This is a genomic window from Flagellimonas alvinocaridis, assembly GCF_965248585.1.
Classification (GTDB): Bacteria; Bacteroidota; Bacteroidia; order Flavobacteriales; family Flavobacteriaceae; genus Flagellimonas; species Flagellimonas alvinocaridis.
On record NZ_OZ252111.1, the window covers coordinates 2,553,427 to 2,567,500 of the forward strand.

Genomic DNA, 14,074 nt, shown 5'->3' on the forward strand with positions numbered 1-14,074 from the left:
ACGTTTTCCTGGATACCCTTCTCCGCACAGATACAAAAAAGTAGGTCTGTCATCCAATTTATTGTTAGATTTGATTACGACTAATTGACCCATACATGACAAAATTTTTATTTTTTCTCACAGCATTATTCACTTTAGCAATATCGGCCCAACAGTTAAAATCCCCCTCCGAGTTTTTGGGGTACGAATTGGGCACCGAATTTACCCGTCATCATGAGGTGGTGGATTACTACGAGTATTTGGCCGAACAAGCCCCTGACAGGGTGAAGCTTACCGTTTATGGCCAGACCAATGAACGACGCCCTTTATTGTTGGCTTATGTCACGTCTGCAGCCAACATGTCCAATTTGGAAACCATCCGACAAGAACACTTAAAGGATATGGACGGAACCGGAACCAACACCAAGGCAATTGTTTGGTTGAGCTACAACGTTCATGGCAACGAAAGTGTGAGTACCGAAGCTTCCATGAAGACCATTTATGAGCTTTTGACCAGCAAGAGTTCCTATCTTGAAAACACCGTGGTCATCATGGATCCTTGCATAAACCCTGATGGAAGGGACCGTTACAGCAATTGGTACAATCAATATAAAAACACACCCTATCAGGTAGACCCCAATAGTAAGGAACACCATGAAGGTTGGTGGAATGGAAGGAGCAATCACTATATGTTTGACTTAAACCGTGATTGGGCCTGGCTTACCCAAATTGAAAGCCAACAACGTATAGAAGTCTATAATGACTGGTTGCCCCACGTACATGTGGACTTTCACGAACAGGGTGTGGACAATCCATACTATTTTGCCCCTGCTGCGGAACCTTACCACGAAGTGATCACTGATTTTCAGAGAAATTTCCAAATTACCCTTGGACGAAACCACGCCAAATATTTTGATGCCAATGGTTGGTTTTATTTCACCAAGGAAGTATTTGACCTTTTCTATCCAAGCTACGGGGACACCTACCCCATGTACAATGGAGCCATTGGAATGACCTACGAGCAAGGAGGGAGCGGACGCGCTGGTTTAGGAATCATTACCAGGATTGGCGACACCCTTACCCTAAAGGATAGGATTGCACACCACTTTACCACAGGACTTTCCACAGTGGAAGTATCTTCCCAAAATGCCGATAAATTGAACACCGAATTCAGGAAGTTTTATCAAAATCAAAATTTCAAGTACAAAAGTTATGTCTTAAATGGGGATAAGGATAAAATAGATGCGCTTAAAACGTTATTGGAAAAGCATAGGATTACTTTTGGGCACCCTTCAAATGGGTTGGTAAAAGGCTTCGATTACAGTACAGGCTCCAACGGCAGTATGGCAACCTCCTCCAACAGTGTTGTTGTCTCCACCAATCAGCCTAAGGGTACCTTGGTAAAGGTTCTGTTTGAACCCAATGCCAAGCTTACCGATTCGCTCACCTATGACATTACGGCCTGGTCCCTGCCCTATGCCTATGGGTTGGATGCCATTGCTTCTACCTCGTTGATCAATGCAACACCAACAAATACAAACAAAGATTCTGTGGCAAGTATTAGTGTTGGAAGACCTAATGATCAAGCATACGCCTATCTGTTTGATTGGAACAGCATGAAAGATGCCCGTTTTTTGGCAGAATTGCTCACAAAAGGAATTCGCGTGAGAAAAGCAGACCATCCGTTTACCTTGGATGGGAAGTCTTTTGAAAGGGGAACATTGATTGTTACCCAGGGAGACAATCAACACAAATCTGACTTTTACACCTCCCTCTTGGAATTGATGTCCAAGCACCAAAAAGACTTCACCTTGGCCAATACTGGCTTTGTGGATTCTGGTAAGGATTTCGGATCTAGTTATGTAAAAATGATTTCCAAACCCAAGGTGGCCATTTTATCGGGGGGACCAACCTCGACCTTAAGGTTTGGAGAAATCTGGCATTTCTTTGAGCAACAATTGCACTATCCCTTAACGGTTATAGACGACTCATATGCACAAAGGGTCAATTTGGACGACTACAACATTTTAATCTTGCCCGATGGAAGATATGGGAACTATTTTGACGAAAAACAACTCAAAAGACTTCGCGAATGGGTACAAAAGGGTGGTAAGCTCATTGCCATGGGCGATGCTATTGGCGCCATTGATGGCGAAAATGGATTTGGTATTGAAAAAAAGGAAATGGATACCGACTCAACCAGCAATGTCCCGAGTCCCCATGAAAATTTGGAAAGAGAACAGATAAAGAGGGCCATCACCGGCGCTATTTTTAAGACCAAAGTAGATAACACCCATCCCTTGGCCTATGGGTACGGTAAAGATTATTTCACGCTAAAACTTGGAAATGTCAGCTATAACTATCTGAAAAATGGCAATGCCGTTTTCTTGGAAAAAACTACGAAACCTTTTTCGGGATTCGCGGGAAGCGATGCTCAGGCCCAAGTGGCGGAATCTCTTATTTACGGCGCGGAAAACTTTGGTTCAGGCCAAGTGGTCTACATGATAGACAACCCACTTTTTAGAGGCTTCTGGGAAAATGGAAAACTGTTTTTCGCCAATGCACTTTTTATGGTAGACTAATCTCTTTTTATCTGATTTAAAACCAATTAGTACTGATATTTTAAGAATTTTGAACGCACCATAAACTTCAAAATTTTGTATCTTTAAAGGTAACAACAAGTATACGGTTATGGGTACAAAATGTGCTATTAGGTGTTTTTTCAAGAAAAAATTAGTGAAGGGAACCTTGTTTTTGGTACTCATTGCTTTACAGTGGAATCCATCCAAAGTGCTGGCCTTTCAGGAAAATGTGGACACCACTGTCGACTTTAATCAGTATCAAGGTGAAGTGGTAGACGAGTCTACAAACAACCCTTTGGTATTTGCCACACTTGCGGTTGAAGGCACCAACATAAGTACCATAACCAATACGGAAGGTGGTTTTTTGCTCAAGGTTCCAAAAAACATAACCGATGGCAATGTGATCGTATCCTTTTTGGGATACAAAAACAAGACAATCCCACTATCAAGCTTACAACCTGAAAAAAACAGAATTTCATTGTCGGTCTCCATTACCGAGCTTTCGGAAATCAACATCAACGTGCCCAAAGATGCTGCAGCATTGGTTAAGGAAACTTTGGCACGAAAAGGTGATAACTATTTCAGCGACCCTACTTTGATGACCGCTTTCTATAGGGAAACCATTAGGAAGCGCAGAAAAAATGTATCGCTGTCCGAGGCCGTTGTCAGTATCTATAAATCGCCCTATAATTCTGCGCGCAATGATGCCCTGGAACTTTACAAGGCTCGAAAAAGTACAGATTACAGCAAATTGGACACCGTTGCCCTTAAGTTACAGGGGGGGCCATTCAACACACTGTATGTGGACATTATGAAATACCCAGAGTTTCTATTTGGAGAGGGATCCCTTTCAGATTATACGTTTTCTTTTGGTCGGTCTACCCGAATTAATGACCGCCTGATCTATGTCATTAAATTCAATCAGCGGGAAACCGTAACCGCTCCTTTGTACAATGGCGAACTTTTTATTGATGTAGAAAACAAAACTTTGACGAGTGCCGTGTATTCCCTGAATATTACAGACAAGGATTTAGCTTCGCAACTTTTTGTCAGACGAAAACCTATGGGTGTGGATGTTTGGCCTACTGAGGTCGCCTATCGTGTGGATTACCGCGAAAAAGGCGGGAAATGGTATTATGGGTATAGCAGTGTAATGCTGGAATTTAAAATAGATTGGGAAGACCGTCTGTTCAATTCGGTATATAGCATGACCGCTGAAATGGCTGTTACGGATTGGGAACGAAACGAGAGCGGACAATTGCCCAAAAACCGGGAACGCATAAAAAAATCCATTATACTCAGTGATGAAGCAATTGGGTTTTCAGACCCAGACTTTTGGGGCGAATATAACATCATAGAACCCGAAAGGTCCATTGAGTCTGCCATCAAGAAAATCCAAAGACAACTGCGTAGAATAGAACGCCGAAGCAAATAGTTGTCAAAACCATCCATTCCGTTTACTTTTATAGCAGTTCCATGGCTCAGCCAAGGATTCTTTATATCATAATCCAAACTTCATGTCAAAAAGAAGAACCTTTTTAAAATCAGCTTCCGCCTTGGGAGCTACTTTTATGTTGCCAAAAATTGGTACGGGAAATGAAAATCGGCCTACCACTGCTACCCCAACAAGGATTAAACCTAAAAAATTAAGAAAAGGAGACACGATAGGTTTGGTCGCTCCCGGTTACGCCATAAAACCGGACGTATTGCAGAAAGCATTGGAAACACTTCACAAAATGGGGTTTAAGACCTTTCATACCAACCGAATCATAGGAAACCACGGATATTTTAGCAATACGGATGTGGAGCGTGTAAAAGATTTGCATGAAATGTTCGCCAATCCAGAAATAGATGCCATTCTATGTGCAAGAGGGGGGTATGGTTGCACCCGAATTCTTACTCATTTGGATTATGATATCATCCGGAACAACCCCAAGGCCCTGATTGGTTTTAGTGACATTACCGCATTGATTCAGGGTATTTACAAAGAAACGGGACTTATCTGTTTTCATGGTCCAGTAGGTAGTACCATTGGCGATGCCTATAGCCAAAAATACTTTAAAAAAGTGCTGATGAAGGGCAAGGATTCCCAAATCATAGAAAATGTGAAGTTAAAGGACCTTGAACTTTTGAACCATAGCGAGTACGAACAGTATACCATTACCTCGGGAAATTGCAAAGGCGAGTTGGTCGGGGGAAGCCTTACCTTGGTTAATGCATTGGTGGGAACCCCCCATGAAATCGATTTTACGGATAAATTGGTTTTCTTGGAAGATGTGGAAGAAGCTCCCTACCGAATGGACCGTATGCTCACCCAACTCATTGAAGGCTCTACTTTTTCAAAAGCCAAGGGAATTGTATTTGGAGTATGCAAAGGTTGTGATCGAGAAAAGAAGCCCGATAATTTTACTCTTAAAGAGGTTATCATGGACCGTATTGCCCCACTGGGATTGCCCTCGGCCTATGGAATGAGCTTCGGGCATGTTCCCAATAATTTTACTGTTCCGGTAGGCATTCATGCTGCTTTTGATGCAGACGATATGACTTTGGAACTGTTAGAGGCAGCGGTGATATAACCACTTCTTTTATACTTCGAAGTCTTGAATCGTTTTGGTAATAATGGAAATACAATCCATCAATTGCTCGCGGTTCATCACCAAAGGTGGTGCAAATCGAATAATATTCCCATGGGTTGGTTTGGCCAAAAGACCATTTTCCTTCAGGGCCATACAAATATCCCAAGCCGTGGAGCTTTCCTCGGAATCGTTGATCACAATGGCATTCAGAAGACCTTTTCCCCTAACCTTCAACACTAAATCCGAAGTTGCCACAAACTTGTTGAGCTCTTCCCGGAACAATTCACCTAATTCTTCTGCATTTTGGGCCAACCCTTCCTCTTTAACTACCTCTAAGGCCGCTATGCCAACGGCTGCGGCTACCGGGTTACCACCAAAGGTGCTTCCATGGCTTCCAGGGGTAATCACTTCCATGATGGAATCATTGGCCAAAACGGCCGAAACTGGATAGGCTCCCCCAGACAATGCCTTTCCTAAAATCAGAATATCCGGTTTTACATTTTCATGATCTACAGCCAATAGTTTTCCGGTACGTGCAATACCAGTCTGCACCTCGTCTGCAATAAAAAGAACATTGTACTTTTCGCAAAGGGCCTTTGCGGCAGCCAGATATCCTTCAGAAGGTACATAGACGCCAGCTTCACCTTGAATGGGTTCCACCAAAAACCCAGCTACATGCGGATTGCCCTGCAATGCATTTTCCAAAGCGGATAAATTATCATATTCTATTTTGATAAAGCCTTCGGTATACGGCCCATAATCTGTATTGGCCACTGGGTCGTTTGAAAATGAAATGATAGTGGTAGTCCTTCCATGAAAATTGTTTTCGCAAACCACAATTTTGGCCTGGTTTTCTGGAACATTTTTCTTGCGATATGCCCATCGCCTACAAATTTTCAGTGCAGTCTCCACGGCCTCGGCCCCTGTGTTCATGGGCAAAAGCTTATCAAATCCAAAAGTGGTCGTGGCATATTTCTCAAAGTTCCCCAACATATCGTTGTAAAAAGCGCGGGAGGTCAAGGTCAAGGTCTTGGCCTGTTCTACCATGGCTCCAACAATCTTGGGATGGCAATGCCCTTGGTTCACTGCAGAGTAGGCCGACAAAAAATCATAGTACTTTTTACCTTCCACGTCCCAGACATACACGCCTTCACCCCTACTCAAGACCACAGGAAGTGGGTGGTAATTGTGGGCGCCATACTTGTTTTCCAAATCTATCGCTTGCTGCGATGTTAAATGCTCTAAAACAGCCATTTTAGTTTAAATTAAATTTATAAAACAACCATTCCTACAGTACCTTTATTCTTTCGAGGTCTCGAAAAAGCAGCGTGGGAGAGAAATCATCCCTTGAAGTGGACGCAAATTACAAATTATTGTGTAAAAAAGAGGCTTCCCCTACCCGATTCCTTGTCCAAAATCCTTCAAAGTTTAAAGTCAATTTAAGAAGCATGGCAATGTCAAATAGCAAAAAGAACTTACTTTTGCCCCATGCGTAGAAAAAGTAGGCGACAAACCTTTGAACAGGTTGAAGTGGTTGATGCAGGAGCTAAGGGAAAAGCCGTAGGCAAAGCCCCAGACGGACGGGTCATTTTTTTATCCAATGCCGTTCCCGGCGATGTGGTTGATGTAATGACCACCAAAAAACGAAAGGCCTATTTTGAAGGTATAGCCACCCATTTTCACACACTTTCGGATAGGAGAACCGAAGCAAAGTGTGAACATTTTGGAGTTTGCGGTGGATGCAAATGGCAACACATGGCTTATGAGCATCAACTTCATTTTAAACAAAAAGAGGTGGAGAACAATTTAAAGCGTATTGGCCATTTGGACCTTCCGGATACCAATCCTATTCTGGGTTCCAAAAAACAATATTTCTATCGCAACAAAATGGAGTTTTCATTTTCCAATAGTAGATGGCTTACCCAAGCCGAAATTAATTCTGAAAAGGATTTTGAAAATAGAAATGCCCTTGGTTTTCACATTCCGGGCATGTGGGACAAAATTTTGGACATAAAAAAATGCCATTTACAGGAAGATCCTTCCAATGCTATTCGACTTGAAGTTAAAAAGTTTGCCGTAAACCACGGCATGTCTTTTTTTGACCCACGAAAACAAGAGGGTCTATTGCGCACCTTGATGATCAGAACGTCATCAACCGGTGAGATCATGGTGTTTTTTCAATTTTTTGAGGATAATACGGAACAACGAGAATTATTATTGAACCACGTTCAACAAAATTTCCCGAAGATTACCTCCCTACTCTACGTTATCAATTCCAAACAAAATGACACCATTTATGATCAAGAGGTGATTTGCTTTTCTGGAAGAGATCACATTTTTGAAGAAATGGAAGGGCTTCAGTTTAAAATCAACGCAAAATCCTTTTATCAGACCAATTCAGAACAAGCTTATGAGTTGTACAAGGTAACCCGTGATTTTGCCAATCTTAGTGGCCATGAACTGGTATACGACCTGTATACGGGAACTGGCACTATTGCACAGTTCGTTTCCAAACAAGCCAAAAAAGTAATTGGAGTGGAGTCTGTTCCGGAGGCCATTGCAGATGCCAAAGCCAACGCTGAGCACAACCAAATTTCCAATGTGGAATTTTTTGTGGGTGATATGAAGAATGTCTTCAACTCGGAATTTATAGCACAGCACGGACAACCCGATGTGATCATAACAGACCCTCCCCGGGATGGCATGCACAAACTGGTAGTGGAGCAGTTGCTCCAAGTTGCTCCCAAAAAAATAGTCTATGTAAGCTGCAATAGCGCCACACAGGCACGGGATCTGGCCTTAATGAAGGAATTGTACCACGTGGCCAAAGTACAGCCCGTTGATATGTTCCCCCAGACCCATCACGTTGAAAATGTTGTACTTTTGGAAAAACGGGTATAGTCTTTGATGAAAAATCTGCTTTATACACGAATGAAAAAAATTCTCCCCATTGTATTGATTGCCACTGTGCTCGTTTATTTCTCCTCTTGCGAGAAAGATGATATCTGTGTGGAAGGTGACACTCCACTCTTGGTCATTGGTTTTTACGATATTGATGATACAACAGCAACCAAAGATGTTCCTTTGATGCGTATCAAAGAAATTATTTTGGATGAAACGGTAAACACTTTTACCGATCGCTCAAGCAATCTGGATTCCATAGGAATACCCCTCCGGGCCAGTGCAAGTAGCACCCAATTTGCATTTATTACCAATTCTGCCGATGATGCTGAAACTGGTGTGGAAACCGGCAATATAGATACGTTGACCGTATCATACCAAAACACTGAAGCATTCATATCAAGGGCTTGCGGTTTTGTTGCCAACTATGGAGACCTTACCGTAACATTACCAGAAAGCGCCAATAACTGGATCCAGGATATCCGAATCGTCCAACAAACCGTAGAAAATTCCAACAGCGTCCATGTCAAAATATTTCACTAGCCTTTTTATTCTCCTTTTACCATTGTTGGTAATGGGGCAAAGCAAACCTATTGACTTACAGGCCAAGGATACTATAGAGTACAAAGATGAATATGGTTTACGTATCGGTGCCGATCTTAGCAGGTTGGTACTTTCATTTGCGGACGAAGATTATACGGGAATCGAACTGGTTGGTGACTACAGGCTTACCCAAAAACTTTATCTGGCCGCAGAAATAGGCAATGAAACAAAAAAACAATCCGAGGATTTGGGTGGAACCGAACTATATAGCTTTGAAACAGCTGGAAGCTACATTAAAGCTGGGGTTGACCTAAATACCTATCAGAATTGGTTTGGAATGAACAACGCCATTACCATTGGAGGGCGATATGCCTTTGCCAGTTTTAGCCAAACCTTGAATGATTACAGTCTTTTCAATAGCGACCGCTTTTATGAACCGGGTTTTTTACCAGGACCCAACCCGAATGTGGAGTTCAGTGGACTCAGTGCCTCATGGCTAGAGTTTGTGGTAGGTATAAAAGCAGAGCTTTTTGCCAATATCTATCTTGGTATGAGTGCCCGTTTAGGGTTTTTGGTCACCAATAAGGAAGATGAACGTTTTCCCAACCTTTGGATTCCCGGATTTAACAAGGTAACGGAGGGCAGTAACTTTGGCGTAGGTTACAACTATTCCATTTCATACTTTATACCACTATACAAAAAATCCAAGAAGAAAAAAGCAGAGTCGCAAGAACCATAGAAATAGCTTACGTCTACTGAATACAAATAAAAAGAGCCTGAATCATCAGGCTCTTTTTTTGGTAATTGAATTGAGTTAGTCTAGAATTTTCCTTCTATTTTTTTGAGTTAATTGCCAAAACTTTCAAGAAAACCCAAACTTTTGTTAGGGTAAAGTTAACTAAATTTTAATTGATTGTAAAAAAGTCCGAATACTTAGACATTGTCTTTTTGATATTTTGCCTTTTTGCTACCCTCATACATTTCATAATATACAAGCCTAGCTTCCAGTTTTCCATTGAATGCCTTGATCTTTCTTGAAGGTTTGAGTCCCACATGCTTTAAGGCCTCTAAATTGGACGTGATCATCCAAGCATCCGTTCCAGGATAGTTTTGCTTTAATGTATCCCCTATTTTGCTGTAAAACTCTTCCATTTCTATGGGCAATCGTTCCCCGTAAGGCGGGTTAAACACCATATGAAGCCTAGAATCAACCGGTTTTTCTGTTCTAAAAAAGTCTTTCCGCTCCACGGTAATGTATTCAGAAAGATTTGCATTATCAACGTTCTCTTGGGTCTTTCGTACCGCAGATGGGGCCTTGTCATACCCTAATATCTTATGGTGAAATTCCCGGACCTTATTCAAACTGGCATCAACAATCTTTTGATACAATTCCGCATCATAATCGCGCCAATGCATAAAAGCGTACGACTCTCTGTTAATGTTGGCCGGAACATTACAGGCCATCATGGCCGCTTCAATCAAAAAAGTACCGCTTCCGCACATAGGATCTAAAAAATCTGTTCGGCCATCCCAGCCGCTTTTCAACAAAAGTCCAGCCGCCAAAACTTCGTTTATCGGGGCAATATTCGTCAACATACGGTAACCTCTCTGGTGCAATGAACTACCGGAACTATCCAATGAGACAGTACAGTTATGGTCATGAATGTGGATGTGAATCCTAACATCCGGGTCTTGGGTACTCACATTGGGGCGTTCTCTCTCAACTCTTCTGAATTTATCTACAATGGCATCTTTAGCCTTCAATGAAACGAACATTGAATTGTTGAAAATTTCAGTGTTCATGGTAGTATCAACAGCAAAAGTCTTATCCGAAGTAAACATTTTGGACCAATCCAAATCGTATACTCCTTTGTACAGATCCTTCTCGTTACGTACCCTGAATGTCCGTAAGGGCTTATAAATCTTTAATGCTGTCCTCAAACACAGGTTGGCCTTATACATAAAGCCCGTATCCCCTTCAAAGGAAACATTCCTGACCCCTTCTTCCACATTTCCAGCTCCCAAATTTCGAAGCTCCTTTGCCAAAAGGGGTTCAAACCCGTACAAAGTTTTGGCCAACATCTTAAAATTTCCTGCCATGTTTTCCTGAAATCTTTCCACAAAAATAGGCTATTTTTGCCCCCTGAACCTTTTTTATGGATTTTCCGGCATACATCGTGTACATTGCTCCCATTCTAGCTGTTTGGACCAGTTTTGCCTTTGCTTTTATTGTACGCCCAAAAAACAACAAGAACATAAAATTGTTGCTGGCCTTTAGTGGGGCTTTCCTTTTATCGTTGACCTTTTTGGAATTGTTGCCCGATGTGTACGAAGGACACGACCCAAAGACCATTGCGCTTTATATTTTGGCCGGTATATTACTTCAGGTGTTTTTAGAGTTTTTCTCCAAAGGTGCAGAACACGGGCATATGCATATCGATATCAAGGAAAATCAATTTCCCTTCCTGCTCTTTTTAAGTTTGTCTATCCATTCCTTGGTCGAAGGGGTTCCCATTCACGGGAATAATTCCATTTTATATGGCATTATTATCCATAAAATTCCGGTTGCCATCATTCTCAGTATATTTTTGATCAATTCCAAAATGAAAATGGGATGGGCCATTCTTTTTATCCTCGTATTTTCATTAATGACTCCTTTGGGCAGTTTCCTGTCTGACCAATTGCCCAAATTACAAGGTTATGGCCATATATTGACCTCTTTAGCCATTGGGGTGTTTTTTCATATTTCTACCATTATTCTTTTTGAAAGTTCTAAAGGACATTCTTTTAATCTGCAAAAATTGTTGGTTATCATCTTGGGCATTGCCAGTGCCTATTTTACCCTCCACGTCTAACAATTAAAGGTATTAAATCTGGTTTTATCCCCCTGCTTTTGATGTTGCCTATCAATTCATATCCTATCTATGTATTGATAAGTTACATCCATTAATTAGAGACAAATAGTGGAGCTTACTTGGCAGAATGTAGAGTTAGATACTAAAAAATTTATCACTCCGATATTGATCACTTCAGATGGGCAAGGTCGTTATCAAAGTTTAGCATTAATCCCGGCCTGTTTTTCCTAGAAAAACAACCAACCTATCAATTAACTGTAGAGAGGGTGAATAAAATTGCCCTCCTTATTTTAGAGATCAGTCCAAAATTTCTCTCAAATCATCAAACTTCACAATATTTTCTTACAAAAAAGTATTATGTTTATCCCTACCAAACCTCACCAGTTATGAACAGATACTTACTCTGTGCCCTTGCTAACCTTATGCTATTTTTTGCCTTTTCCTGCTCCTCAGATTCTGAAGATCCTACGCCAGAACCAGATGTTACTGCGCCAAAAGTGGATTTCTCCATTTCAGGTGCTCCTAGCAATGTGGGTTCAGGTCCGATTGTGGTCAGCAATCAAATCCAAGTCAATATCAATGCGCAAGATGCTGGGGGCGTAGCCAAAGTTGAAGCGTTCATCAATGATCAGAAAGTTGGAGAGGATAACACGTCACCTTATCAAATTACAATCGATCTCTCAGGCTACACCTCAAAAAATTCACTGACCGCCAAATTTCAGGATTATGTACTCAAGGTCACTGTGACCGATACCTCTGGGAACGCCACTTCCGAACAGCAAGTAATCCATATAGACAATGAGCTTCCCTCAATAACCGAGGTATCACTTCAAGAAGGCCAAATTATTGGCGGGGAAACCAACACGATAACGTTCAATGTAATCGACAATGAGGGACTTTCGTCTGTGAAATGCTATGCTGGTGAACGGTTCCTGATGGAAATAACCGATAATAAATTTGAAGTGAATATCAATACACTTCACCTTACTTATGGAGAGAATATATTTAAAATTGAAGCATTCGATTTGGCTGAAAACAAGACAACCTACGAAACTGTGTTTTATGCTGATAATTCTGGTCCCACAATTGAATTGGAAAGATTAATTGAAAACCCCATTATTGATGAAGTCTCTATATTATCTCCTATGGTGATTGATGAGTATTCAGAAGTGATGAGCGTAGAATTTTTGGTGGGTGAAGATTCACAAACTATAATTGAGAAAGGAAATCCTTTTCAATGGGAGATCGACCCTGACAGTTTTAATACTGGTTCTAAATTCCTATACATAAAGGCAAAGGATTCTTTTGGAAATGAAAGCATTAATGAATTCCCAATGGAAATCATGAGAAGGTTGATTGTGGTGAATATTCCGGAAGACCGATTGACCAGTGATATTACGGTTCCCATCATTTTTATTTCACTTATGGATGGTTCCCTTGTTACATATAAAGAATTTTCAAGGGATGATCGACAAATTGTATTGAACACATATGATGACTTTCCTGACAATACCGAATTCATGCTTTCCTTTTATTTGCAATCATATACTGGACATGCCAGTATTTCTACACATCAGAATTTAACCAAGAATAATCCAGAGGTATTGACACTAGCTGAGCCCAAAAGAAAATGGGCAGAACTCGGAAATACAATTAAAATTCCTATAGCCAACTTTTTTTCACAAGATCAGATTTCTTCCAGAAGTGGTAGAACCGTTGAATCGTACCTTTGGAACTATGCTCCCGCATTGTACGAAGCAACATTGAACCATTCTGAAAACACGTTAGATCTTTGGACAGATGTTGCCGTGAATGATAATAATCCTTTTTCATCATTCTATGTCTATGATCATACATCTGATTATAGATACTTGATTTTGGAAAACCAAATTGACGAAAATTATGTTCTTGACAAGGAGAATTTCACCACAGAAAATCTTGAAGACAAGACCTTAACAATTCAACTGGCCAAATCTGATGCTTTTTCTTATTATTTCAGAGTATATGGAGCAAGCACTTATGATGACAAAATCAGTAACAAGTATCACGAAATTTATAATTCTGGAGGAAAGGTATTTTCATTAAACTCCTTAGATTACAAATTAAACAGTATGTTCCAATATTATAGACATACTTTATTCATCGATAATTTTTATTTGGAAAGCAATGGTCCGCCCCCTACATCTTATGAGGTCCCCAATCTAAGTTTTAGCTACACTTATGCTGATGGACGGATTAGTTTGGATGTCCAAGGAACGGAACATATTGTTGGAAGAATTAGATGTGCAACCCAAAATGACAACACATCTTTGTATAATTGGTCCATCACCTTTGATAGTCAAAAAACTCAATCTTTGGTATTACCGGATTTGCCACCCGGTATAACGCACGAGATTAGAACAAGGGTTGAAAACAATAATGTTGAGGTCTCTGGTGTCGAGTTAATATCCTATGAAGGTATTACTAGTTATGATGAGTATATTCAAAAAGTAACCAAAAATCAAGCTAATGTTTTGGACGTATCTAATTGGTATAAAATGATCAAATCAACTGCTACATTACAGGTAGCACCAACACGGGAATTTATGTTCAACTAAATGTTTTTCAATCTTTAATAAACTGATTTCTTTGATAATCC

The 14,074-nt window shown here is 40.8% G+C and carries 10 protein-coding genes; 8 read left to right on the forward strand and 2 right to left on the reverse strand.

All coding sequences use genetic code 11. From position 1 onward, the window contains the following. Nucleotides 1-95 precede the first annotated feature (95 nt). The 3 genes from ACP14V_RS11405 (at nt 96) to ACP14V_RS11415 (ending at nt 5,137) form a co-directional block, all read left to right on the forward strand. On the forward strand, nt 96-2,561 hold the full coding sequence (locus ACP14V_RS11405) for a M14 family metallopeptidase (RefSeq protein ID WP_272610631.1): 2,466 nt from the start codon (nt 96-98) through the stop codon (nt 2,559-2,561). Nucleotides 2,562-2,715: 154 nt separating this feature from the next. Then, nucleotides 2,716-3,996, forward strand: coding sequence for a carboxypeptidase-like regulatory domain-containing protein (locus tag ACP14V_RS11410; protein ID WP_272610632.1), 1,281 nt, complete (start codon nt 2,716-2,718; stop codon nt 3,994-3,996). Between the two features lie 82 nt (nt 3,997-4,078). Then, nucleotides 4,079-5,137: a S66 peptidase family protein gene (locus tag ACP14V_RS11415; protein WP_272610633.1), complete on the forward strand. Its 1,059-nt coding sequence runs from the start codon at nt 4,079-4,081 to the stop codon at nt 5,135-5,137. A gap of 9 nt (nt 5,138-5,146) precedes the next feature. Here the strand turns inward: ACP14V_RS11415 and rocD are convergent, their stop codons facing one another. Next, nucleotides 5,147-6,391, reverse strand: a complete 1,245-nt coding sequence (gene rocD / locus ACP14V_RS11420; RefSeq protein ID WP_272610634.1) for an ornithine--oxo-acid transaminase — start codon at nt 6,389-6,391, stop codon at nt 5,147-5,149. Between the two features lie 234 nt (nt 6,392-6,625). Between rocD and rlmD the strand changes: the two genes are divergently transcribed. From rlmD to ACP14V_RS11435, 3 genes are read left to right on the forward strand one after another with little or no spacing between them, the layout of a single operon-like run. Next, entirely contained in the window at nt 6,626-8,038 is a 1,413-nt protein-coding gene (gene rlmD / locus ACP14V_RS11425) for a 23S rRNA (uracil(1939)-C(5))-methyltransferase RlmD (RefSeq protein ID WP_272610635.1), read from the forward strand. Nucleotides 8,039-8,068: 30 nt separating this feature from the next. Continuing rightward, a complete protein-coding gene (locus ACP14V_RS11430) occupies nt 8,069-8,581 on the forward strand; it encodes a DUF6452 family protein (RefSeq protein WP_272610637.1) in 513 nt (170 codons plus the stop codon). 31 nt (nt 8,582-8,612) lie between these two features. Continuing rightward, a complete protein-coding gene (locus ACP14V_RS11435; protein WP_313791648.1) occupies nt 8,613-9,320 on the forward strand; it encodes a DUF6048 family protein in 708 nt (235 codons plus the stop codon). 194 nt (nt 9,321-9,514) lie between these two features. Here ACP14V_RS11435 and ACP14V_RS11440 read toward each other — a convergent pair whose 3' ends face one another. After that, nucleotides 9,515-10,681 carry a THUMP domain-containing class I SAM-dependent RNA methyltransferase gene (locus tag ACP14V_RS11440; protein ID WP_272610662.1) on the reverse strand — a complete coding sequence of 389 codons (1,167 nt, stop codon included), beginning with the start codon at nt 10,679-10,681 and terminating at the stop codon, nt 9,515-9,517. A gap of 56 nt (nt 10,682-10,737) precedes the next feature. Between ACP14V_RS11440 and ACP14V_RS11445 the strand changes: the two genes are divergently transcribed. Continuing rightward, a complete protein-coding gene (locus ACP14V_RS11445; protein ID WP_272610640.1) occupies nt 10,738-11,436 on the forward strand; it encodes a ZIP family metal transporter in 699 nt (232 codons plus the stop codon). Between the two features lie 386 nt (nt 11,437-11,822). Next, nucleotides 11,823-14,033, forward strand: a complete 2,211-nt coding sequence (locus tag ACP14V_RS11450) for an Ig-like domain-containing protein (RefSeq protein ID WP_272610642.1) — start codon at nt 11,823-11,825, stop codon at nt 14,031-14,033. The last annotated feature ends 41 nt before the right edge of the window (nt 14,034-14,074 follow it).